Below are 20248 nucleotides of genomic sequence, written 5' to 3'. Positions count from 1 at the left end.
CAAAGGACGAAGACCGCAAGAACGGTCTCGCGCTGCACCAAAAAAGATGCATCCAACAAGGAGAAAGACATGAGAACTTCGTTGAAAGCACTGATTGCCACCACAGCGCTTGGGCTGACGGTGGCGATGCCTGCCATGGCCGAGACCACGATCCGGCTGTCCACCTATGTGAACGAGTCCGATATCCGCTATGACGGCTTTGTGCATTTTGCCGAATTGGTCGCGGAAAAGACCGGCGGCAGCGTTGAGGTGCAGATTTTCCCATCTGCCACGCTGCATGGCTGGTCTGAGGGTGTGGATGCGGTGCAGGGCGGTGTGTCGGACATGAGCTGGATGCCTGCCGATGAGCGGTTGCCTTGTTACCGTGTGACCTCGCTCTATCCGGTGGCGGTGGATTTGGAAGGGCAGATCGAGATGGACGCCGCCTATGCCGATCTGGTGCGCGATGAGGCGGCGGCGATCAACCTCGTGCCGGTGTTCAACTCGAATTATTCCTACGATCAGGAATGGTGGTTTGAAGAGGCGATTGACGATCTGGGCAATCTTGCGGGCAAGCAGGTTCGGTCCATCGGGCCGCTGGTCAGCCTGATGATCGAGACATGGGGCGGCGCGCCGGTGTTTGTGGCCCCCAAGGAAGTTTTTCAATCCGCCGAGCGTGGTGTGGTTGATGGGATCAACATGGGGGTTGCCACCTATTCCAGTTGGAAGCTGTGGGATGTGATGCCCTATATGGTCAAGGCGAGCCTGTTTTACGGCAATATCCAATACATGATGAACAAGGAAAAGTTCGACGGCATGACCGCCGACGAACAAGCCGCTGTGATGGCTGCCGCCAAGGAAACCGAGGAATGGCTCAAGCCCCGTTATGAGGATTGGGTGGATCAGCGCGTTGGCAATGCGGTGATGAAAGGCGGCGGTGCGGCGGTGGCGATCCCCGAAGACAAGCGGATGGCGCTGATCGAGAGCGTGCAGGGCAAGTGGGACGAGACCGTTGATGCGGCCTGCGGGCCGGAATTGGCTGGCAAGATCCGCGACCTCTTTGCGCAGCACGCGCCGTGATCTGACAGGCCCCCCGCGTCATCCATGCGGGGGGCCACCTTTTTTGCACAGGGAGGCACGCCATGCAAAGCGGTCTTGACCGATGGATTGGGCATGTGGAGCGCGCGGTTATCTGGCTCGCGGGGGCGGGGGCCGTGGTGGTGCTCGTGCAGATGGTGTGGATCAGCTACGGCGTCTTTACCCGCTATGTGCTGAATGCGCCGGACCGGATGGTGACAGAGGCGACAGCGCTTTTGCTTTTCCCGGTGGCCTTTGCGGGCCTTGCCTATGCGATGCGCGAGGATGCCTATCCCAAGGTCACGATGCTGACCGATACCCTTCCCGCCGGGCTGCGCAAGGCGGTGGCGGTGTTCAATCTCTGCGTGATGTTGGGGGTTGGGCTGTTTTTCTCTTTGGCGGGCGTGAGCGCCACGATCCGGTCATTCAATTCAGGGGCGTCGTCGGAAATCCTGCTTTGGCCGCGCTATGCGTTCTGGGCACCGGGGGCCTTGGCGCTGGTGCTTTTCTCAATTTACGCGGTGCTGCGGCTGGTGCGGCTGTTGCGCACCCCGGCGGCGGAGGTCTGAACGATGGAATGGTATGAAGTCGGCCTCGGCCTTTTGGGTCTTTTGATGTTTCTGATCGCAACGGGGGTGCCGATCCCCTTTGCGCTGGCGGCGGCCTCGCTGCCGTTTCTGTGGCAAATCCAGACCTTTGAGACCTCGATCGCATCGGCAGAGTTGAAGCTCTGGGGTGTTTGGATCGACTATATCCTGCTTGCGGTGCCGCTGTTTGTGTTCTTGGGCGAGTTGATCGGCAAATCCAATATCGGCCCCAATCTCTATCAATTCCTGCATCAAGGTGTGCGCGTGCGCGGCTCTGCTGCCTATGGCTCTATCGGGGCCTGCGCGGGGTTTGGCGCGGTCTGTGGCTCGTCCATGGTCGGCGCGCTGACCATTGGCGGCGTGGCTTTGCCGGAAATGCTCCGGCTGGGCTATGGCAAGCGGCTGTCGTCTGGCGTGCTGGCGGCGGGGGGCACGCTGAGCGTGCTGTTGCCGCCATCGCTGATCCTGTTGTTTTACGGCATCGTCACCGATCAGAGCATTGGGGATCTGTTCATCGCGGGCGTTATTCCCGGATTGATCCTTGTGACCTGTTTTTCGATTGTGGTGTTGGTCTGGGGTATTTTGAAGCCGGGCGATATTCCCGACCGCGAGGATGCGGTGAAAATGGGAATCCTTCAGATTGCCGCCACTATCGCGCCCATTGGCCTGATCGGTCTGGTGATCACCGTGGCGATCTACGCCGGTATCGCCACGCCGACAGAGGCGGCGGCGGTGGCGGCGCTCTTGACCGTGATCCTCGCCTTTGGCGTGGGGGGGCTGACATGGCAAGGGTTCAAGGACTCGCTCTTTGCCACCATGCGGACCATGGGGTATCTGGGCCTGCTTTTATCGGCGGGGGTGCTTTTTGGCTTTGTGCTGACCTACTACCGCGTGCCGCAGCAATTCACCGAGCTTTTTCTGAGCTTCGATCTTTCGCCCTATGTGGTGCTGACCATTGTGTTGATCTTTTACATCGTGCTGGGGATGTTTCTTGAACCTGTCTCGATGACCTTCATCACCCTGCCCACGATCTTTCCGCTGATGGCCGCCGCCGGGTTCGACCTTATCTGGTTTGGGGTGGTCTATACGATCACCATGGAGATTGCGGTGCTCACGCCACCTGTGGGGCTCAATCTCTATGTCATTCAAGGAATTGGGCGCGGGCAGGTCAGCATTGGCGATGTGATCATTGGCTGCCTGCCGTTCATCGGGGCGCTTGTTCTCTTGATTGTCCTTCTCATCCTCATGCCGGAGATTGCGTTGTGGTTGCCCGAACAGATGCGCTGATTGCGCGCAACGGCCTTAGCTATCGGCGGGCGGGGGCGGGCACGCCGCTGGTGTTGGTGCATGGCTATCTGGGCGGGTCGGCGCAATGGCAGGCCGAGATTGCCCGCTTTTCCGACCGCTTTGATGTGATTGCCCCTGATCTGCCGGGCTATGCCGGGTCAGCGGGCCTGCCGCCTGCGAAACGTATCGCCACATTCGGCGCGGCGGTGGTCGAGCTTTTGGACGAGCTGGGGCTGGGGCAGATCACCCTTTTGGGGCATTCCATGGGCGGTATGATTGTGCAGGAAATAGCCGCCACCCATCCTGACCGGATCGCGCGGCTGATCCTCTATGGCACAGGGCCCTTGGGGGCCATGCCGGATCGGTTCGAGCCGCTCGACACCTCGCGGGCACGGATCCGCTGCGATGGTGTGGCCCAGACGATCCGGCGGATCGGGGCCACGTGGTTTCGCAAAGGGGCCGCGGCGCAGGGGTTCGAGATTGTGGCCGAACTGGGCGCGCAGGCCACCGAGGCCGCAGCGCTGGCGGGGCTTGACGCGATGAGCGATTGGGATGGGCGCGGCGCGCTTGGCCGCCTGACCATGCCGACCCTCGTGCTTTGGGGTGACGGCGATCGGTCCTATCGCTGGCCGCAGGTCGAAACCCTCTGGCAGGGGCTGCCCGATGCCGTGCTGGCCGTGGTGCCGGGCACCGCCCATGCGGTGCATCTGGAAAAGCCGAGCCTCTTTCACGCGCTGGTCGAGGATTTCGTGGGAGGGTGACACGCACTGCCCTCCCTTGCGGCACCTTCCCATTCCATCCACAATATATTGCTTCCCCCCTCAACAAATAGCTTTACAGGCGGCGCTAAACCTCGCACCATATATTGTATGGACGAGGGGAATGGCCCCCGTCCGTAGAGCAGGCACCTAGCGCTAGGGGTGCAACGCCACCCCCGCGCTACAGCAAATGAGGCGGCGCCATGGCACTTTCCGAGCAGTTCTTGCATGACGACATCCACCCCATTGATATTGTTGAACATATTGCAGAGCACCATGACTGGGAGTTCGACCGTATCGGCGACGATCAGATTGCCATGGCTGTTGAAGGCCAGTGGCGCACCTATTCCTTGACCCTCGCGTGGTCCGGCTATGACGAGACCCTGCGTCTTGTCTGCACCTTCGATATGGAGCCGCCCGCCGAGAAACTGCCCGTGCTCTTTGAAATCCTCAATGAAATCAATGATGAGTGCTGGGCCGGTGCCTTTACCTGGTGGGCCGAACAGAAACTTATGGTCTATCGCTATGGCCTCGTGCTTGCCGGTGGGCAGGTGGCCAGCCCCGAGCAGATCGACACGATGCTGCATGCCGCCGTGTCGAGCGCCGAGCGCTATTACCCGGCGCTGCAACTTGCGATCTGGGGCGATCAATCGCCCCGCGATGCGATGCAGGTCGCCATTGCAGAGGCCTTCGGTCGCGCGTAACACTGTCCCCCGCAAACCACGGGAATGAGCGGGGGCACCACCATGACGATGGACGATCTGGCCGAAAAAGGCCTTGTTTTACTGGGCTGTGGCAAGATGGGCAGCGCCATGTTGCAAGGCTGGCTGGCGGGCGGGCTGCCGCCCGCGTCGGTTTGGGTGAGTGACCCCAACCCCTCTGACTGGCTGCGCGGCACCGGCGTGCATCTTAACACCGACCTGCCCGGCCAACCCGCTATCGTTCTTGTCGCGGTCAAGCCGCAGATGATGGGCGCGGCCCTGCCCAGCCTTGCCGCGATGGGCAATGGCACGACGCTGTTCATCTCGGTGGCCGCAGGCACGCCGATTGCGGGGTTTGAAACCGTGCTGGGGGCCAAGACCCCGATCATCCGTGCCATGCCCAACACCCCCGCCGCCGTGGCGCGCGGGATCACCGCCATCATCGGCAATACCCAAACCAGCGCCGCGCATCTGGACCTTGCCGAAGCGTTGTTGCGCGCGGTGGGGCAGGTGGTGCGGCTTGACCATGAGGATCAGATGGACGCCGTGACCGGCCTTTCTGGCTCTGGTCCGGCCTATGTGTTCCATATGATCGAATGTATGGCCAAGGCCGGCGAGGCGCAGGGGCTTGCGCCCGAGTTGGCGATGCAATTGGCGCAGGCCACCGTGGCCGGTGCCGGTGCCTTGGCCGAGGCCGCCGAGGAAACCCCGGCGCAGTTGCGCCAGAACGTCACCAGCCCCAATGGCACAACGCAGGCGGGGCTAGAGGTGCTGATGCACCCTGACACGGGCCTGCCGCCCCTGATGCTGAAAACCGTCGCCGCCGCGACCGACCGGTCCAAGGCGCTGCGCAATGGCTGAGATCAGTTTTGACGATTTTCTTGCCGTCGATATTCGTGTGGGCCGCGTCACCCGCGCCGAACCCTATCCCGAGGCGCGCAAGCCTGCGATCAAGCTCTGGGTCGATTTCGGCCCCGAGATCGGTGAGAAGAAATCAAGCGCCCAGATCACCGCGCATTACACGCCAGAGGCGCTGATTGGCCGTCAGGTGCTGGCGGTGGTCAATTTCCCGCCCCGTCAGATCGGCAAGTTCCGGTCGGAAATCCTTGTGCTGGGGCTGAGCGATAGCAATGGCGATATCGTTCTGATACGCCCTGACCAAGATGTTCCCATCGGAGAGAGACTGCATTGAAACGGATACTTGTCACCCGCCCCATGCCCGACCGCGTGCTTGAAGAGGCCCGCCGCCATTTCGACGTAGAAATACGCGACGACAATACTCCTCTCAAGCCGGGCCAGATGCGGGGCGCGCTGGCGCTTTATGATGGCATCTTGCCGACGCTGGGCGATATGTTTCAGGCCGATGTCTTTGCCGAGGCTGAGAATTCTCGCTGTCGTATCCTCGCCAACTTTGGCGTGGGCTATAACCATATCGACGTCGCCGCCGCCCGTGCCATGGGCATCGCGGTCAGCAACACGCCCGGTGCTGTGACCGATGCCACCGCCGATATCGCCATGACGCTGATGCTGATGACCGCGCGCCGCGCGGGCGAGGGCGAGCGGCTGGTGCGCGCTGGCAAATGGCCGGGTTGGAACCCGACGCAGATGCTGGGCCTGCATGTGAGTGGCAAGACGGTGGGGATCATCGGTATGGGCCGCATCGGGCAGGCGATTGCCAAGCGCTGCCATTTCGGGTTTGGCATGTCGGTTGTCTATCACAACCGCTCGGCCAAGCCGCTTGATTTCGACGCGCGCCAGCTTGGCTCGATCGAAGAGGTTGCGGCCACGGCGGATATTCTTGTTGTGGCGGTGCCCGGAGGGGCGGAAACCCGGCATCTTATCAATGCCGAGGTGTTTGCCGCGATGCGCCCGACCGCGCATTTCATCAATATCGCGCGGGGCGATGTGGTGGATGAGGCGGCGCTGATTGCGGCCTTGCAAGAGGGGCGCATCGCCGGGGCGGGTCTCGATGTTTACGAGCGTGAACCGATTGTGCCGGACGCGCTTAAGGCGATGGAGAATGTCGCGCTTCTGCCGCATTTGGGCACCGCAGCGCTTGAGGTGCGCGAGGCGATGGGGCTGATGGCAGTTGAAAACCTGCGCGCCTTTTTTGCCGGGGAAACGCCGCCCAATCTGGTCAACTGAGTTTGGGAAAGGTCGCTCGCGCTTTTAGGGCGCGGGCGCTTACTCGATCTGTCGCCCGTTCAGAATCTCGAAGGGTTCGAGCCGGTCGCCATTGATCCAGGCATAGCCGCCTGCCTCGGTGCGCACCATGGCGTAGGGGGTCCAGCCGGTGCTGCGCCACCAGCTTTCATAGTCGTTGGTTTCGGCGTTTACGCGCCATTGGCCATCGTCGCGGCGGCCATCCCCCAGCATATAGACCGTGCTGCCATCGGCAGCAAAATACTGCTGATAGTCGGTGCCCGACCAGCTTCCGACAATGGTGTTGCCAGACAAGAGCGCGGTGATTTCGGCCGCGTTCATCTGCGTGGGCTGTGCTGCGACAGGCCAGCCAAGGGCGAGCATTCCGGCGCTCACCAGACCCAGAACATGACGGCGTTGCATGATCACACTCCTTTATTCCAGAGGGTAGTATCGCAAATCCTGCGGTGGGGTGCGACTCGATTCTAGGGCACGCTGTCTTGGGATTGCCGCAACGTCACGCTCAAAACGCCAAGAATTTTGGAAAACTCCGGCCATATCGTGAGACAACGCATAGAAAAATTAATACTCTTCTGCCAAACAGACCGGATGATCGATATGTCCTATCCTGCCTATTCCCGTGCCGAACGTCTTGCTGACGGGGCGGTGCATATTGCTGGTCTGCTGGCGGCGCTTACCGGGGTTGCCGTGCTATTCGCCATGTGGGCGCTGCGCATGGACGGGGTGACGCTGGCCTCGACCATCGTCTATTCCGGTGCGCTTTTGATGATGCTGGGGGCCTCGGCGGCCTATCACCTGTATGCCCATACCGCCGCGCGGCCCATTTTGCGCCGTCTGGATCATGCTGCCATCTATGTGAAAATCGCGGGCACCTTCACGCCGCTCAGCGTGCTTTTGGGCACTGCCTTTGGCTATGTGGTGCTTGCGTTGGTCTGGGTGCTTGCCATCTTTGGGGCCGCGACCAAGATCCGGGCCAAGCGTGGGCAGATGCCAACGGGATGGTTGCCCTATGTGGCGCTGGGATGGATCGGGGTGGCGCTGTTTATCCCGCTTACGCCGATTCTTCCGGCACACAGCCTTGCGCTGTTGCTGGCGGGGGGGCTGCTTTATACGTTTGGGGTGGTGTTTTACAGGTGGGAGAGCCTGCGGTTCGCCAATGCCATCTGGCACCTCTTCGTGGCCTTTGCCAGCGGGTGCTTTTTCCTTGGCATCGCATCGGCCCTCGCGACCCGCCTCTGACGGGGCGCAAGGGCGTTTTGGATCAGGGCCAGAGCGCGCGCGCTCAGGCGTGCTTGCCCGCCATCAGCAGGGAAAAGACATCAGTGTTCCGGCAAAAATCCGGCGTTGCCGTCGCGGTCTTGTTCTGCTGGAGCCATTTCTCGCAGGTCTCGGGATTGACGCAGCCGGTGCAGGCCAAGACCACATCGCCCAAGGTGTCAAAGGTCATCTGACCTTCCATGATTTTCTGTTCCAGATCGACGCCCAAGCTATTGGCCATCCGATCCACCAATTGCGCGTGGCGTTTCAAGGTTGAAGTGCTTTGCATGTGATTGCCCCTTTGCTGCGCCCTCACTGTGCCCTGAGTTTGGGGGGGCTGCTTTGACCTGAATCAAATCGCCCCGTCCTCAAGGTAAAGTCGCACGCAGTCCTGCACGTGGCGAAACCGGTCGCCGCCCAGTTTCTTGCCACCATACCAACGGGTTACGACAATCACATGATCGCGCAAATCGGCGCGTTCCAACATGCGCAGGATCACCTGCCCCGCCCCGGCCTCGCCGTCGTCGCCCTTGAGCGGGGTGCCATCCCTGAGCAGCACAGCCCAGGTGTTATGCGTGGCGCGGGCGAATTTCTTGTCTTTCTTCAAGGTCTTGAGGAAATCGTCTACTTCCGCGCGGTCCTGTGCCATGCCGCCAGAGACCGCATAGGTCGACCCCCGGTCACTGACGACGCCCTTTAACTGCCGCATGTCACAGACCGGCGGCCACCCGGCGCACGGTTTCGATACGCTGTGCGTTGGGCGGATGGGTGCCCAAAAAGCGATTGCCGGGATCGGGAAGCTGGCTAAAGAACTCTGCGCCGCGCACCGGATTATACCCGGCGCGATGGGTGATGACTGTGCCAAGGGCATCTGCCTCAAGCTCGAAATTCTTGGAATAGCTGCGCGCGCCCACCCCGGCACCGATGTCGAGGGCCTGATCCACCACTGTCTGGCTTGCGCCGGTGATCGCCGCCAAGCCACCCAAAAGAATCGCGCCCGCTGCGGCGTTTTGCTGTTGGCGCGGGATATGGCCCGAGATGTGGTGTGCCGCCTCATGACCCATGACAAAGGCCAGTTCATCCGGATTGCGCACCTGCGCGATCAAAGGCAGGGTAAAGGCCAGAATGGGCTGACCGTTGCGATCAAGGGTCTGATAGGCATTGGGCGGTTGCCCGGGCCGATCATCCACGACAATGCGGAAATCGCAATTGGACTGCGGCGAGCGCGCGCGGCATTCGCGTTCGGCCACCGGTTCAACCCTTTGAACAACCGTGATGAATTGCTGGACCTGCGCGCGCGATGGGGTCGCCGCCACGGGGCGTTGTGTTGCTTGCGGTGCGGGCCTGTTGACCGGCCCTTGGTCGACCACCTCGACGCAGCCCACCAGGGCGACCAGCCCGAGCACTGTTATCCAACGCATTCCAAACCCTCTGCTAGCCCTCGTCTATTTACTTGTTCTAGCAGGGTTTCGCACCTCTGACAGGTCTTTTCAAGCACACCAGTCCGGGCTTGCAAAGACCCGCCAACGCGGTAGGCTGGGGGTATGTTTTCCATCGAGCACGAATTCGACGCCACTGTGATCACCCTTGTTGACGAGGGGGCAGCCCCCTTGGGTGAGGATGTGATCATCAACGCCTTTGAGGAATGCGTGACGATCGAGCAATATGATCCGCGCACTGATAGTCTGCACAAAATCACCCTGTCGATGGGGCAGTTGCGCGATTTGCGCGCGGCGCTGGACCTGCCTGAGGGGGTATATATCCAAGCGCCGGACGCCAAATAGAAATTCAGGTGTTGATCTGGCGCAAGACCTCTGCGGCGGCAATCGTGGGTGTCATATCGCCTGCTGCTACACGGGCCGCATAGTCCTGCATCGTGGCGCGGGCTGCCGGGGTTTCGAGCCGCGCCAAAAGGCCCTGACGCACCTCTTGGCCGAACCAGTAGCGGGCCTGTTCTGCCCGCCGACCGTCAAAATGCCCGGTGTCGCGCCGCCAGTTCACCAATGCGGTCATCTCATCCCATGCCCTGTGCAGCCCCTCGTCCTGAAGGGCTGAAACGGTCATCGCCTTGGGATAGCCCTCTGGGTCCTGCGGTCGCTTGCGCAAAAGCCGCAATGCGCCTGCGTAATCCGAACAGGTTCGCATCGCCGCCGGTTTGAGATCGCCATCCGCCTTGTTCACAAGGATGAGATCGGCCATTTCCATGATGCCGCGCTTGACGCCCTGCAACTCGTCGCCACCGGCCGGGGCGAGCAAGAGGACAAAAAGATCGGACATTTCCGCAACCACCGTTTCGGATTGGCCAACGCCCACCGTCTCGATCAGGACCACGTCGAACCCGGCGGCCTCGCAGAGCGCCACCGCCTCGCGGGTGCGGCGCGCGACGCCGCCCAGATGGCTTTGGCTGGGGGAGGGGCGGATAAAGGCCGCTGGATCGCGGCTGAGCCGTTCCATCCGCGTCTTGTCGCCAAGGATCGACCCGCCCGAGCGCGCCGAGGACGGATCAACCGCAAGCACGGCCACGCGCAGGCCCTGCGCCGTCAGCATCAGGCCGAAACTCTCGATAAAGGTGGATTTGCCCACGCCGGGCGTGCCCGAGAGGCCGATACGCACCGCTTGCTTGCCGGCGGATTTCAACGCCTCCATCAGGGCTGCGGCCTGCGTTCTGTGATCGGCCCGCGCGCTTTCGATCAGGGTGATCGCGCGGGCGAGCGCCCGCCGGTCGCCGGAGATGATCTTTTGTGCGATGTCGGCGGTATCCATGCGCTGCCCTTCTTGCTGTCGCCTGCCTTCATGCCTTGGGCCACCGGCCCTTGTCCAGAGGTGAGGGCGGGCAACCCTCTGGCCAAGGGCGCGCCGATGCCCGATAACGCGGGCATGACGCCCGATCTTCCCATTCAAGAGGCCATTCCTGCCCTTATCGACGCGCTGCGCGCGCGGGGGCGTGCCGTGCTTCAGGCCCCGCCCGGTGCGGGCAAGACCACGGTGGTGCCGCTTGAAATGTTGCAAGCTGGCCTGACTGAGGGGCGCATCCTGATGCTGGAGCCGCGCCGTCTTGCTGCCCGCGCCGCCGCCGAGCGGATGGCGCAGAGCCTTGGGGAAAAGCCCGGTGAAACCGTGGGCTACCGGGTGCGCGGCGAGGCCCGAGTGGGGCCGCAGACCCGGATCGAGGTGGTGACAGAGGGGATATTGACCCGCATGGTCCAATCGGACCCCGAGTTGCGCGGCGTGGGTGCGGTGATTTTCGACGAGTTTCACGAACGCTCGCTGAATGCTGATCTGGGGTTGGCGCTGTGTCTTGAGGTGGCGGGGGCGCTGCGCGACGATCTGATCTTGTTGGTGATGTCGGCCACGCTTGATGCCGCGCCGGTGGCGCAGCTTATGGGGGATGTGCCTGTCATTACCTCGGAGGGGCGCAGCTATCCGGTTGAGATCCGCTGGCGCGACCGTCCCCGGCCCAAGACACGCCGGTTCGAGGACGCGCTGGCCGATCTGGTGAGCGAGGCGGTGACCGAGACAACCGGCGGCGTTCTTGTGTTCTTGCCCGGCGAGGGGGAAATCCGACGCCTTGAAACGCTGCTGCGCGCTCGCCTGCCCAGCGATTGCCAGGTGCGGCCACTTTTTGGGGCGATGGATTTTGCGGCGCAACGGGCCGCGATTGCGCCGGTATCAGAGGGGCGCAAGATCGTGCTGGCAACGTCCATCGCCGAAACCTCGCTGACCATCGAGGATATTCGCGTGGTGATCGACGGCGGGTTGGCGCGGCGCGCGCGGTTCGATCCTGGGTCCGGTATGTCACGCTTGGTGACAGAGGCGGTGACGCGCGCCGAGGCAACGCAGCGCGCAGGGCGCGCAGGCCGTGTGGCCGAGGGGCGCTGCTACCGGCTCTGGACGCGCGGGGAAGAGGGGGCGTTGCAGGCCTTTGCCCCGGCAGAGATTGAGGCGGCGGATTTGGCGGGGCTGGCGCTGGAGCTGGCGCTTTGGGGCGCTGCCCCTGAGGATTTGCCGCTGCTGACGCCGCCCAATCCCGGCGCCTATGCCGAGGCGCGTGCGCTCTTGGAGATGTTGGGCGCGCTCGATGCCACGGGCCGGATCACCCCGCACGGCAAGGCGTTGGCGGCGCTGCCGCTGCATCCGCGCTTGGCGCATATGCTTGCCTCTGCCGGGCCAGAGGCGGCGGCGCTGGCGGCGCTTTTGGCCGAGCGTGATCCGTTGGGGCGCGGTGCGCCGGTTGATCTGGCGCTGCGGCTGAGTGCGGTGCGCGACCTGCGCGCCTTTGAGGCGCGCTATGTCCATGTGGTCAATCGCGGTCCGCTCGAGCGGATCAAGACCGAGGCGCGGCGTCTGGCAGCGCAGGCCAAGGGCAGGGGCAAAGGCAGGCGCAGCGATGCCGAATGTGCCGCCCTTGCCTATCCTGACCGGATCGGGCTGCGCCGCAAAGGGGATGCTCCGCGCTATGTGCTGTCGGGGGGCAAGGGCGCTGTTCTGCCCGAGGGCGACCCGATGGCGCAGACCCGGCTGATCGTCGCCACCGATCTGGATGGCGACCCGCGCGAGGCGCGCATCCGGCAGGCTATCGCAATTTCCGAGGCAGAGATTCGCGGGCTTTTTGCGGACCGGATCGCGTGGCAGAATGTCTGCCTCTGGGATCGGCGCGAGCGGCGGGTGGTTGCGCGCAAACAGGAACGGTTTGGCGCGCTGGTGCTGGATGACCGCCATTGGCTGGATGCGCCAGAGGAGCGTATCGCGCGCGCCATGCTGGACGGGGTGCGCGATCTGGGGCTGGCGTGGAGCGATCCCGCCCGGCGTTTTGTGGCGCGCGTTCAGCTTGTGCGCGACGGGGGGGCGGATCTGCCGGATATGTCAGAGGCGGCGTTGATGGCGGGGCTGGACGAGTGGCTCTTGCCCTATCTTCGGGGCGTGCGCAGCGCGCCGGAGTGGAAGCGGTTCGAGATGCTTGATGCGCTGCGCGCGCGGCTGGATTGGGACCAGATGCAGATGCTGGACCGCGCGGCACCGGCGCAGTTCACCACGCCGCTGGGCCGCAAGATTCCGATTGATTATAGCGGCGAGTATCCCGAAATTACCCTGCGATTGCAGGAAATGTTCGGCCAGACCACGCATCCTACGGTCGGGCGCACACCGTTGCGCGTGACACTTTTGTCGCCGGGAAATCGCCCGGTGCAGACCACGCTTGATCTGCCGGGGTTTTGGTCCAGCTCTTATGCGGATGTGCGCAAGGATATGCGCGGGCGCTATCCGCGCCACCCCTGGCCCGAGGACCCGACCGAGGCTGACCCCACCTTGCGTGCCAAACCCCGAAATATCCCGTGATTTGTATTCTGTGGTGAAATGTCTTATATCCTTGAGGCAGATAAATTTGCCCGAGCAGAGCAAAACCACAATGAACCAACTCTTTCCTCAGACCGCGCCCGGCGCGGTCGATGCTGACGCTGTTCTGCCCCGCAGGCAGGTGGCGGCGCTGTGCTGGCGCAAGCACAAGGGGCGCAAGGAGGTTCTGCTGATCACCAGCCGCGACACGGGCCGATGGGTTGTTCCCAAGGGCTGGCCCATCGAGGGGCTGACCGCCGCGCAATCCGCGTTGCAAGAAGCGTGGGAAGAGGCGGGTGTGCGCGCCGATGCCGATAAGGCGCGGTTCATCGGGCGCTTTGCCTATCACAAGGGATTGCGCGATGGCCGCACCCTTCCGGTCGAGGCGGAACTCTACAAGGTGCGCCTGCGCGACGATGAGATGCGCGACCGTTTCCCCGAAGCGCGCGAGCGTCGGCGGCTTTGGGTCACGCCGCGCAAGGCGGCGAAACTTGTCGATGAGCCCGAGTTGCAGGATATCTTGCGCCGGTTCTGAGCCGGTTTATTTCGGCATCAAGACCCAGTAATCCAGATCCAACAGAACATGCGGCTGATGTTTGCCATCCGCGCCGCGCAGGTTAAAGGGCGCGCCGCCCTTGGTTGCCACCAGCCGCAGCCGCAATGCGCCCACCCCCGGTGCGGATGTGTCTGCCCGGTCCAGAACCTCGGACCATGCCCGCACGGTATCGCCCGCAAAGCACGGGTTGGCGTGGCTTCCTGCGTTGATCGCCGCGATCATCTGCGCATTGGCGAGGCCATTGAACGACAGCGCCCGCGCCATCGAGATCACATGCCCGCCATAGATCAGCCGCTTGCCATCGGCGCGCGGTGTGGCGTCGAAATGCGTTTTGGAGGTGTTCTGCCAGAGGCGTGTGGCCATCATATGCTCGGCCTCCTCGATGGTCACGCCATCGACATGGTCGATCTGCTCGCCAATCTCGTAATCGCCCCAGCGATGCGGCTCTCCGGCGAGGGTGAAATCATACTGTGTGAAATCAAGGCCTGCGGGGATGACAAGATCACTGGCGGCCACTGAGGCCGCGGTGTGCGGCACGGTATCGGCGGGGGCCGGGGCCGTCTCATCGCGCTTGCGCACCATGACCCAGCGAACAAATTCCATCACCGGCAGGTCGTGTTGGTTAAAGCCGGTGGTGCGCACATAGACGACCCCGGTCTTGCCCGAGGAATTCTGCTTGAGCCCGATCACCTCGGATTGCGCGCGCAGCGTATCGCCAGAATAGACGGGGCGCAGCCAGCGTGCCTCGGCATAGCCGAGATTGGCCACGGCATTGAGCGAGATGTCGGGCACCGATTTGCCGAACACGATATGAAACGCCGCCAGATCATCAATGGGGCTGGCAGGCAGGCCGCAGACCTGGGCGAATTCATCCGAGGAATAGATCGCATGGCGCGCCGGATAGAGCGCGTGATAGAGCGCGCGCTCGCCCCCCGATACGGTGCGTGGCACCGCATGGCGGATCACCTGCCCGATGGTGTAATCCTCGAAAAACCGGCCCGGATTGGTCTTGGCCATGCTCACTGTTCCCCCAGCTTCATGTCGGGCGTATAAGTGCCGTCCTTGTCCTTGACCACGGCCTGCCCGCAGCGCATCACGCCATTGGCCGCGTCAAAAGCATAGGTGGGATCGCCGTAAAGCGCCCATCCCTTGTTGAGCGCAGCCGTCACCTTGTGACAGAACTCCGACGTGTCATCGGCGCTGAGAAAACGATAGAGTTTCATGGATTACCCCGGAAACGGCCAGACGCCCAGCCAGTTGTGAATAGCGGTCATGACGAGGAACAGCACGATCGTAATGACCACGAGAATGATGTCGCGCTTTGCCTCGCCCGGTTTGGGGCGGTTCCACGTCTCGGATTTGTTGATCACCACCACCTCAAGCACCGCCCAGAGCAGCAGGCCGCCAAAGAGGATGAGCGAAGCCAGATCGCCATTGACCAAGAGATGCGCCACCGCCCAAACCTTGACCGCTGTCAGTTGCGGATGCCGCATGGCCCCGCGCAGCCGCCCTTTGGTGGCGCTCATGCCATAGAGAAACACCGCGCCCAGCATCATCAGGTTGTTGATATGCACGGTCCAGCTGGGTGGATACCAGACGTTGATAAAATCTGCTTGCCGATAGCCGATCACCATCAGCACCAGACCGGCAAGGATGCCGAGGGCGGCAACGCCCTTGCCTGCGTTCCCCATCCTTGCGCGCAGATCGGGGGCCACCCGTTTGAAGAGATGCGCCGCGATCCAAAGGATCAGCCCGAGGATGAGGTAAAACATGGGGGTTACTCCGCTGCCATTTCCCGTATCGCCTGTGCTTTGGCCAGGATGCGCTGCGCGGACACAACGTGCAAATTCTCGACGATCTGCCCGTCTACCACGGCAATCCCCTGACCCGAGGCGCGGCTTTCTTCATAGGCTGCGATCTGACGTCCCGCCAGTTCAATTTCGGAATTGGTGGGGGCAAAGGCGGTATTGGCGATTTCAAGCTGCGCGGGATGGATCAGCGTCTTGCCGTCAAAGCCGAGGTCGCGCCCCTGTTCACATTCGAACTTGAGCCCGTCCCCATCGCGAAAGCGGTTATAGACCCCGTCCACCGCCACGATCCGTGCCGCGCGCGCCGCCATCACGATCATTTGAAGCGAGGCCCAGAGCGGCATGCGGTCGGCGCGCACCCGGCAGCCCAGATCCTTGATCAGGTCATTGGTGCCCGCCACCAGCCCGGTTACCTGCCGGTGGGCCGCGATTTCGCGGGCGTTGAACACGCTCACGGGGGTTTCCATCATGGTCCAGACGGGCAGGTCGGTGCCGATCACATCCGACAGGTTGTCAATGTCCGAGGGAGTATTGACCTTGGGCAAGAGGATCGCATCGGCCCCGGCATCGCGCAGGGCGCGGGCATCCTCTAGCCCCCATTCGGTGGTCAGCGCGTTGATCCGCACGATCTTGTAGCGATAGCCATAGCCGCCTTGGCGCAGGGCCTCGACCAATGTGGCGCGTGCGGCTGCCTTGGCATCGGGGGCGACCGCATCTTCAAGGTCAAAGATGATCGCGTCCGTGGGCAGATCCCGCGCCTTTTCCAGCCCGCGCTCTTTCGAGCCGGGGATGTATAGCACCGAACGGTAGGGATGCATGCTGCTGTCCATGGGTCTGCCCTTTGATGGATTCTGACTGCGGTAATAATCTTGCGCAGGAATGGCATTTTTTGGCGGAAATGTTCAAGCGCTTTTTCGCCGCGATGCAGCGATGCCGCCGCAACAGGGGGCGGATGGGGCCGTTAACCCCCTGTTCATCTTTGGTTCGGCATGATCGGCCCTGCAACGGTCGGGGGACCAACCCAAGAGAAAGGGTGACGGATGATCAAGACAGTGATGGCCGGTCTGAGCGCTGTAGCGCTGGCACATGCCCCGGCACAGGCGCAATCGGGCCAGTGCGCGCCGCGCGACAGGGTGGTCGAGCGTCTGGCCGATGCCTATGGCGAAACGCGGCATTCCATGGGGCTTGGGGCCAATAACATGGTGGTCGAGGTTTTTGCCTCAGACACCTCTGGCAGTTGGACGATCACGGTGACAGGCAGCGATGGCATCACCTGCCTTGTGGCCAGCGGGCAGGCGTTCGAGGCCACGGCCGACACCGCGGCCAAACCGGGCAAAGGGGCCTAGAATACGCCATCCCAGATCAGCTTGGCCCCGGTGATCGTGAGCAACACATAGGTCACCGCGAAAAACGCGCGTTCCGGCATGATCCGGTGCGCGCGCACGCCGATCCACGCCCCCAAAAGGGCAAAGGGGGCCAAGATCAGGTCGATCATCAGCGTTTCCCGCGTGAAAAGCCCCAGCATGCCATAGGGCACCGCTTTGACGATGTTGAAGACAAAGAACATCAAGACCGTGGTCGCCTGATAGCGCGTCTTGTCCAGCCCGCGCGACAGCAGATACACCGCCGCAGGCGGCCCGCCTGCATGGCTGACAAAGCTGGTGAACCCGGCCACCAGCCCCGCCAAAACCCCGCTCCACCCCGGCAAAGGGGCCTGCCCCCGGCGCATCACCCGCGCCTTTAGAACCGTCTGCCAAAGCACAAAGATCAGCGCGATCCCCCCGATCAAAAGGCGCAAGAGATCGGCATCGGCGCTGCGATAGAACAGCATCCCAAGCCCGATCCCCGGCACCCCGCCAAGGATCAGCATGGTCACCTCAAGCCGTCCCCATTGCCGCCAATAGGGGCGCAGGGTGGCCACATCGATCAGCATCAGGACTGGCAGCATGATGCCCAAAGCCATCGCCGGCGGAACAAAGAGCGCCAGAATCGCCGCCCCCGCAAAGGATGCGCCAGAGCCGAAACCGCCCTTGGACACCCCCGCCAACAGCGCCGCGAACACCCCGATTGCCACCACCTCGACGTTCATCGCTTCGGCTCCTAACCTATGTCTCTGTCTGTACTTTCACGGTATACGACCGCATCCCGCTGTCACGCCGAAAATCCGCCGCAGTGCAGCACCCTTGCAAGCGCGCAGATTTCGGACTACGCCCAAGCGCAACTTTTCAACCGATGGAGACTATCCAATGGCCAGACCCAAGATTGCGCTGATCGGCGCCGGACAGATCGGCGGCACCCTCGCCCATCTCGCCGCGCTCAAGGAACTGGGCGATATCGTCCTGTTCGACATCGCCGAAGGCACCCCCGAGGGCAAAGCGCTCGACATCGCGGAATCCGGCCCCTCTGAAGGGTTCGACGCGACGCTCAAAGGCACGCAATCCTATGCTGATATCGCGGGTGCCGATGTCTGCATCGTGACCGCCGGTGTGCCGCGCAAGCCGGGCATGAGCCGCGATGACCTGTTGGGGATCAACCTCAAGGTCATGAAATCCGTGGGCGAGGGCATTGCCGCCAACGCGCCTGACGCCTTTGTGATCTGCATCACCAACCCGCTTGATGCGATGGTCTGGGCACTTCAGAAATTCTCTGGCCTGCCCGCCAACAAGGTCTGTGGCATGGCCGGTGTGCTGGATAGCGCCCGCTTCCGCCATTTCCTCAGCGTGGAATTCAACGTCTCGATGAAGGATGTCACCGCCTTTGTTCTGGGCGGTCATGGCGACACGATGGTGCCCTCGGTGCGCTATTCTACCGTTGCTGGCATTCCCCTGCCGGACCTGATCGAGATGGGCTGGACCACCCAAGAGAAGCTGGATGCCATCGTGCAGCGCACCCGTGACGGCGGCGCGGAAATCGTGGGTCTCTTGAAAACCGGGTCTGCCTTTTACGCGCCCGCGACCTCTGCGATTGAGATGGCCGAGGCCTATCTCAAGGACCAAAAGCGCGTGCTGCCCTGTGCGGCCTATTGCGATGGCGAATTCGGCCTCAAGGACATGTATGTCGGCGTGCCGACCGTGATCGGCGCGGGCGGGATCGAGCGGATCGTCAACATCAAGCTCACCAAGGACGAGCAGGATATGTTCGACAAATCCGTCGATGCGGTCAAAGGTCTGGTCAAGGCCTGCAAGGAAATCGACCCCTCGCTGGTGTGATCGCCTGCTTTTAACGCTTCTGGATCAGGGCCGACATACGTTCGGCCCTGATTCTTTCTGGCACGGCACTATGGCCAATTTCTGATTTGTGATCACACGATTTAGCCGTGTGATCACAAAATGACGATTTTCACGTCAAAACCTGTCATTCCGCAAAAAACGATTTATAAAAGCGCGGAATATATGCCACACCCTGTCCCAATCGCAGCAAAACGGGACAGTTTGATGAATATCCATGAGTATCAGGCGAAAGCCCTGCTTCGCTCTTACGGCGCCCCGGTGTCGGATGGCCGTGTGGTTCTGCGCGCCGAAGAGGCCAAGACCGCCGCAGGTGCGCTCGATGGCCCGATCTGGGTGGTCAAGGCGCAGATTCACGCTGGTGGCCGTGGCAAGGGCAAGTTCAAAGAGGCAGGTGCCGGTGAGGCCGGTGGTGTGCGTCTGGCCCGTTCCGTGGAAGACGCCGCCGAAGAGGCCAAGCGCATGCTGGGCCGCACTCTTGTAACCAAACAGACCGGCCCGGCGGGCAAGCAAGTGAACCGCATCTATATCGAGGATGGTTCCGGTATTCAGACAGAGATGTATCTGGCCCTCTTGGTGGATCGTCAGACCAGCCGCGTGTCTTTTGTCTGCTCGACCGAGGGCGGCATGGATATCGAGGAAGTCGCCGAAAAGACGCCTGAGAAAATCCTGTCCTTCAGCGTTGATCCCGCGACCGGCTATCAGCCGTTTCATGGTCGCCGCATCGCGTTCAACCTTGGCCTCACCGGCGGTCAGGTCAAGCAATGCGTCAACCTCATGGGTATTCTCTACAAGCTCTTCCTCGACAAGGACATGGAGATGCTCGAGATCAACCCGCTGATCGTGTCGGACAAGGGCGATTTGAAATGCCTCGACGCCAAGATGGGATTTGATTCCAACGCCATTTACCGGCACGCGGACATCGCCGAGTTGCGCGACACGACCGAGGAAGACCCCAAGGAACTGGAAGCGTCGAAATACGACCTCAACTACATCGCGCTCGATGGCGAGATTGGCTGCATGGTCAATGGCGCGGGTCTGGCGATGGCGACGATGGATATCATCAAGCTTTATGGCGCCGAGCCCGCCAATTTCCTCGACGTGGGCGGCGGGGCGACCAAGGAAAAGGTCACCGAAGCCTTCAAGATCATCACCTCTGATCCGCAGGTCAAAGGCATCCTCGTCAACATCTTTGGCGGCATCATGCGCTGCGATGTGATCGCCGAGGGCGTGGTGGCTGCGGTCAAAGAGGTGGGGCTGAAAGTGCCGCTCGTCGTCCGTCTCGAAGGCACGAATGTCGAAAAGGGCAAGGAGATCATCAACACCTCCGGCCTCGACGTCATCGCCGCCGATGATCTGAAGGACGGCGCGCAGAAGATCGTTAAGGCCGTCAAGGGGTGAGCGCCGGTCCGGGGCCTTGGCCCCGGCAAACGCTCCGGTGGAGCGTTTGAGGCGCGAACGGGCGGAGCCCCGGATCATCCGACCATACCATAACGCGGCCCCGCCGCAGAACTCAG

At 62.3% G+C, this 20248-nt stretch carries 25 protein-coding genes; 15 read left to right on the top strand and 10 right to left on the bottom strand.

What is annotated here, in order from left to right:
* Positions 1 to 69 precede the first annotated feature (69 nt).
* From dctP to GC127_RS06345, 8 genes are all read left to right on the top strand, one after another.
* Complete coding sequence (gene dctP, locus GC127_RS06380) at positions 70 to 1059, top strand: TRAP transporter substrate-binding protein DctP (RefSeq protein WP_081507480.1); 990 nt, start codon at positions 70 to 72, stop codon at positions 1057 to 1059.
* Between the two features lie 62 nt (positions 1060 to 1121).
* Positions 1122 to 1625 carry a TRAP transporter small permease gene (locus GC127_RS06375; RefSeq protein ID WP_081507481.1) on the top strand — a complete coding sequence of 168 codons (504 nt, stop codon included), beginning with the start codon at positions 1122 to 1124 and terminating at the stop codon, positions 1623 to 1625.
* Between the two features lie 3 nt (positions 1626 to 1628).
* On the top strand, positions 1629 to 2930 hold the full coding sequence (locus GC127_RS06370) for a TRAP transporter large permease (protein WP_081507482.1): 1302 nt from the start codon (positions 1629 to 1631) through the stop codon (positions 2928 to 2930).
* A complete protein-coding gene (locus GC127_RS06365; RefSeq protein ID WP_008279508.1) occupies positions 2906 to 3691 on the top strand; it encodes an alpha/beta fold hydrolase in 786 nt (261 codons plus the stop codon). Before GC127_RS06370 ends, GC127_RS06365 begins: the two co-directional genes overlap by 25 nt.
* 200 nt (positions 3692 to 3891) lie before the next feature.
* Positions 3892 to 4392: a YbjN domain-containing protein gene (locus tag GC127_RS06360; protein ID WP_008279507.1), complete on the top strand. Its 501-nt coding sequence runs from the start codon at positions 3892 to 3894 to the stop codon at positions 4390 to 4392.
* Between the two features lie 42 nt (positions 4393 to 4434).
* A complete protein-coding gene (gene proC / locus GC127_RS06355; RefSeq protein WP_151977131.1) occupies positions 4435 to 5250 on the top strand; it encodes a pyrroline-5-carboxylate reductase in 816 nt (271 codons plus the stop codon).
* Complete coding sequence (locus tag GC127_RS06350) at positions 5243 to 5581, top strand: tRNA-binding protein (RefSeq protein ID WP_008279505.1); 339 nt, start codon at positions 5243 to 5245, stop codon at positions 5579 to 5581. Before proC ends, GC127_RS06350 begins: the two co-directional genes overlap by 8 nt.
* On the top strand, positions 5578 to 6534 hold the full coding sequence (locus GC127_RS06345) for a D-glycerate dehydrogenase (RefSeq protein ID WP_083803297.1): 957 nt from the start codon (positions 5578 to 5580) through the stop codon (positions 6532 to 6534). The genes GC127_RS06350 and GC127_RS06345 overlap by 4 nt, the downstream gene beginning before the upstream one ends.
* A gap of 39 nt (positions 6535 to 6573) precedes the next feature.
* Here GC127_RS06345 and GC127_RS06340 read toward each other — a convergent pair whose 3' ends face one another.
* Positions 6574 to 6954, bottom strand: coding sequence for a hypothetical protein (locus GC127_RS06340; RefSeq protein ID WP_008279503.1), 381 nt, complete (start codon positions 6952 to 6954; stop codon positions 6574 to 6576).
* Between the two features lie 186 nt (positions 6955 to 7140).
* On the opposite strand from GC127_RS06340, the gene GC127_RS06335 reads away from it, so the two are divergent.
* Positions 7141 to 7791 (top strand): hemolysin III family protein, encoded by a 651-nt coding sequence (locus GC127_RS06335; protein ID WP_151977129.1) that lies wholly within the window; start codon positions 7141 to 7143, stop codon positions 7789 to 7791.
* A gap of 43 nt (positions 7792 to 7834) precedes the next feature.
* Here GC127_RS06335 and GC127_RS06330 read toward each other — a convergent pair whose 3' ends face one another.
* The 3 genes from GC127_RS06330 to GC127_RS06320 form a co-directional block, all read right to left on the bottom strand.
* On the bottom strand, positions 7835 to 8098 hold the full coding sequence (locus GC127_RS06330) for a DUF6455 family protein (RefSeq protein ID WP_037296779.1): 264 nt from the start codon (positions 8096 to 8098) through the stop codon (positions 7835 to 7837).
* Between the two features lie 63 nt (positions 8099 to 8161).
* A complete protein-coding gene (locus GC127_RS06325) occupies positions 8162 to 8518 on the bottom strand; it encodes a YigZ family protein (protein WP_151977127.1) in 357 nt (118 codons plus the stop codon).
* Between the two features lies 1 nt (position 8519).
* A complete protein-coding gene (locus tag GC127_RS06320) occupies positions 8520 to 9230 on the bottom strand; it encodes a M48 family metallopeptidase (RefSeq protein ID WP_008279499.1) in 711 nt (236 codons plus the stop codon).
* 123 nt (positions 9231 to 9353) lie between these two features.
* On the opposite strand from GC127_RS06320, the gene GC127_RS06315 reads away from it, so the two are divergent.
* Positions 9354 to 9593 (top strand): hypothetical protein, encoded by a 240-nt coding sequence (locus GC127_RS06315; RefSeq protein ID WP_008279498.1) that lies wholly within the window; start codon positions 9354 to 9356, stop codon positions 9591 to 9593.
* Positions 9594 to 9597: 4 nt separating this feature from the next.
* On the opposite strand, the gene meaB is transcribed toward GC127_RS06315, so the two are convergent.
* On the bottom strand, positions 9598 to 10572 hold the full coding sequence (meaB, locus tag GC127_RS06310) for a methylmalonyl Co-A mutase-associated GTPase MeaB (RefSeq protein WP_151977125.1): 975 nt from the start codon (positions 10570 to 10572) through the stop codon (positions 9598 to 9600).
* Positions 10573 to 10686: 114 nt separating this feature from the next.
* Here meaB and hrpB point away from each other — a divergent pair, with 114 nt between their 5' ends.
* Both hrpB and GC127_RS06300 read left to right on the top strand, forming a co-directional pair.
* Positions 10687 to 13143: an ATP-dependent helicase HrpB gene (gene hrpB / locus GC127_RS06305; RefSeq protein WP_151979657.1), complete on the top strand. Its 2457-nt coding sequence runs from the start codon at positions 10687 to 10689 to the stop codon at positions 13141 to 13143.
* A gap of 70 nt (positions 13144 to 13213) precedes the next feature.
* Positions 13214 to 13675, top strand: coding sequence for an NUDIX hydrolase (locus tag GC127_RS06300; protein ID WP_008279495.1), 462 nt, complete (start codon positions 13214 to 13216; stop codon positions 13673 to 13675).
* Positions 13676 to 13681: 6 nt separating this feature from the next.
* On the opposite strand, the gene GC127_RS06295 is transcribed toward GC127_RS06300, so the two are convergent.
* From GC127_RS06295 to GC127_RS06280, 4 genes are read right to left on the bottom strand one after another with little or no spacing between them, the layout of a single operon-like run.
* Positions 13682 to 14713, bottom strand: a complete 1032-nt coding sequence (locus GC127_RS06295) for a MaoC family dehydratase (protein ID WP_151977123.1) — start codon at positions 14711 to 14713, stop codon at positions 13682 to 13684.
* A gap of 2 nt (positions 14714 to 14715) precedes the next feature.
* The gene (locus tag GC127_RS06290; RefSeq protein ID WP_008279493.1) at positions 14716 to 14919 is read right to left on the bottom strand and encodes a DUF1737 domain-containing protein; all 204 of its coding nucleotides are present in this window, start codon (positions 14917 to 14919) and stop codon (positions 14716 to 14718) included.
* Positions 14920 to 14922: 3 nt separating this feature from the next.
* Entirely contained in the window at positions 14923 to 15468 is a 546-nt protein-coding gene (locus tag GC127_RS06285) for an NnrU family protein (RefSeq protein WP_008279492.1), read from the bottom strand.
* Positions 15469 to 15473: 5 nt separating this feature from the next.
* On the bottom strand, positions 15474 to 16334 hold the full coding sequence (locus GC127_RS06280) for a CoA ester lyase (RefSeq protein WP_008279491.1): 861 nt from the start codon (positions 16332 to 16334) through the stop codon (positions 15474 to 15476).
* Between the two features lie 210 nt (positions 16335 to 16544).
* Between GC127_RS06280 and GC127_RS06275 the strand changes: the two genes are divergently transcribed.
* On the top strand, positions 16545 to 16850 hold the full coding sequence (locus tag GC127_RS06275) for a hypothetical protein (protein ID WP_081507490.1): 306 nt from the start codon (positions 16545 to 16547) through the stop codon (positions 16848 to 16850).
* Here GC127_RS06275 and GC127_RS06270 read toward each other — a convergent pair.
* Positions 16847 to 17593, bottom strand: coding sequence for a sulfite exporter TauE/SafE family protein (locus GC127_RS06270; protein ID WP_008279488.1), 747 nt, complete (start codon positions 17591 to 17593; stop codon positions 16847 to 16849). The two genes, GC127_RS06275 and GC127_RS06270, sit on opposite strands and share 4 nt — an antisense overlap.
* A gap of 157 nt (positions 17594 to 17750) precedes the next feature.
* Here GC127_RS06270 and mdh point away from each other — a divergent pair, with 157 nt between their 5' ends.
* Positions 17751 to 18713, top strand: coding sequence for a malate dehydrogenase (mdh, locus tag GC127_RS06265; protein WP_008279487.1), 963 nt, complete (start codon positions 17751 to 17753; stop codon positions 18711 to 18713).
* Between the two features lie 225 nt (positions 18714 to 18938).
* The gene (sucC, locus tag GC127_RS06260; protein WP_081507492.1) at positions 18939 to 20132 is read left to right on the top strand and encodes an ADP-forming succinate--CoA ligase subunit beta; all 1194 of its coding nucleotides are present in this window, start codon (positions 18939 to 18941) and stop codon (positions 20130 to 20132) included.
* Positions 20133 to 20248 lie beyond the last annotated feature (116 nt).

It is taken from the genome of Roseovarius sp. EC-HK134 (assembly GCF_902498815.1).
In the GTDB taxonomy this organism is placed as follows: domain Bacteria; phylum Pseudomonadota; class Alphaproteobacteria; order Rhodobacterales; family Rhodobacteraceae; genus Roseovarius; species Roseovarius mucosus_A.
The sequence above is the reverse complement of the archived record's forward strand: the minus strand, read 5'-3'. Positions and strand labels throughout refer to the sequence as shown.

Coding starts and splice junctions, on each gene's coding strand:
- GC127_RS06350 (WP_008279505.1), top strand. CDS start 5,243: ATGGCTGAGATCAGTTTTGACGATTTTCTTGCCGTCGATATTCGTGTG.
- GC127_RS06325 (WP_151977127.1), bottom strand. CDS start 8,518: ATGCGGCAGTTAAAGGGCGTCGTCAGTGACCGGGGGTCGACCTATGCG.
- meaB (WP_151977125.1), bottom strand. CDS start 10,572: ATGGATACCGCCGACATCGCACAAAAGATCATCTCCGGCGACCGGCGG.
- GC127_RS06300 (WP_008279495.1), top strand. CDS start 13,214: ATGAACCAACTCTTTCCTCAGACCGCGCCCGGCGCGGTCGATGCTGAC.
- dctP (WP_081507480.1), top strand. CDS start 70: ATGAGAACTTCGTTGAAAGCACTGATTGCCACCACAGCGCTTGGGCTG.
- GC127_RS06290 (WP_008279493.1), bottom strand. CDS start 14,919: ATGAAACTCTATCGTTTTCTCAGCGCCGATGACACGTCGGAGTTCTGT.
- GC127_RS06370 (WP_081507482.1), top strand. CDS start 1,629: ATGGAATGGTATGAAGTCGGCCTCGGCCTTTTGGGTCTTTTGATGTTT.
- sucC (WP_081507492.1), top strand. CDS start 18,939: ATGAATATCCATGAGTATCAGGCGAAAGCCCTGCTTCGCTCTTACGGC.
- hrpB (WP_151979657.1), top strand. CDS start 10,687: ATGACGCCCGATCTTCCCATTCAAGAGGCCATTCCTGCCCTTATCGAC.
- proC (WP_151977131.1), top strand. CDS start 4,435: ATGACGATGGACGATCTGGCCGAAAAAGGCCTTGTTTTACTGGGCTGT.
- GC127_RS06280 (WP_008279491.1), bottom strand. CDS start 16,334: ATGGACAGCAGCATGCATCCCTACCGTTCGGTGCTATACATCCCCGGC.
- GC127_RS06340 (WP_008279503.1), bottom strand. CDS start 6,954: ATGCAACGCCGTCATGTTCTGGGTCTGGTGAGCGCCGGAATGCTCGCC.
- mdh (WP_008279487.1), top strand. CDS start 17,751: ATGGCCAGACCCAAGATTGCGCTGATCGGCGCCGGACAGATCGGCGGC.
- GC127_RS06275 (WP_081507490.1), top strand. CDS start 16,545: ATGATCAAGACAGTGATGGCCGGTCTGAGCGCTGTAGCGCTGGCACAT.
- GC127_RS06270 (WP_008279488.1), bottom strand. CDS start 17,593: ATGAACGTCGAGGTGGTGGCAATCGGGGTGTTCGCGGCGCTGTTGGCG.
- GC127_RS06360 (WP_008279507.1), top strand. CDS start 3,892: ATGGCACTTTCCGAGCAGTTCTTGCATGACGACATCCACCCCATTGAT.
- GC127_RS06320 (WP_008279499.1), bottom strand. CDS start 9,230: ATGCGTTGGATAACAGTGCTCGGGCTGGTCGCCCTGGTGGGCTGCGTC.
- GC127_RS06295 (WP_151977123.1), bottom strand. CDS start 14,713: ATGGCCAAGACCAATCCGGGCCGGTTTTTCGAGGATTACACCATCGGG.
- GC127_RS06285 (WP_008279492.1), bottom strand. CDS start 15,468: ATGTTTTACCTCATCCTCGGGCTGATCCTTTGGATCGCGGCGCATCTC.
- GC127_RS06335 (WP_151977129.1), top strand. CDS start 7,141: ATGATCGATATGTCCTATCCTGCCTATTCCCGTGCCGAACGTCTTGCT.
- GC127_RS06375 (WP_081507481.1), top strand. CDS start 1,122: ATGCAAAGCGGTCTTGACCGATGGATTGGGCATGTGGAGCGCGCGGTT.
- GC127_RS06315 (WP_008279498.1), top strand. CDS start 9,354: ATGTTTTCCATCGAGCACGAATTCGACGCCACTGTGATCACCCTTGTT.
- GC127_RS06330 (WP_037296779.1), bottom strand. CDS start 8,098: ATGCAAAGCACTTCAACCTTGAAACGCCACGCGCAATTGGTGGATCGG.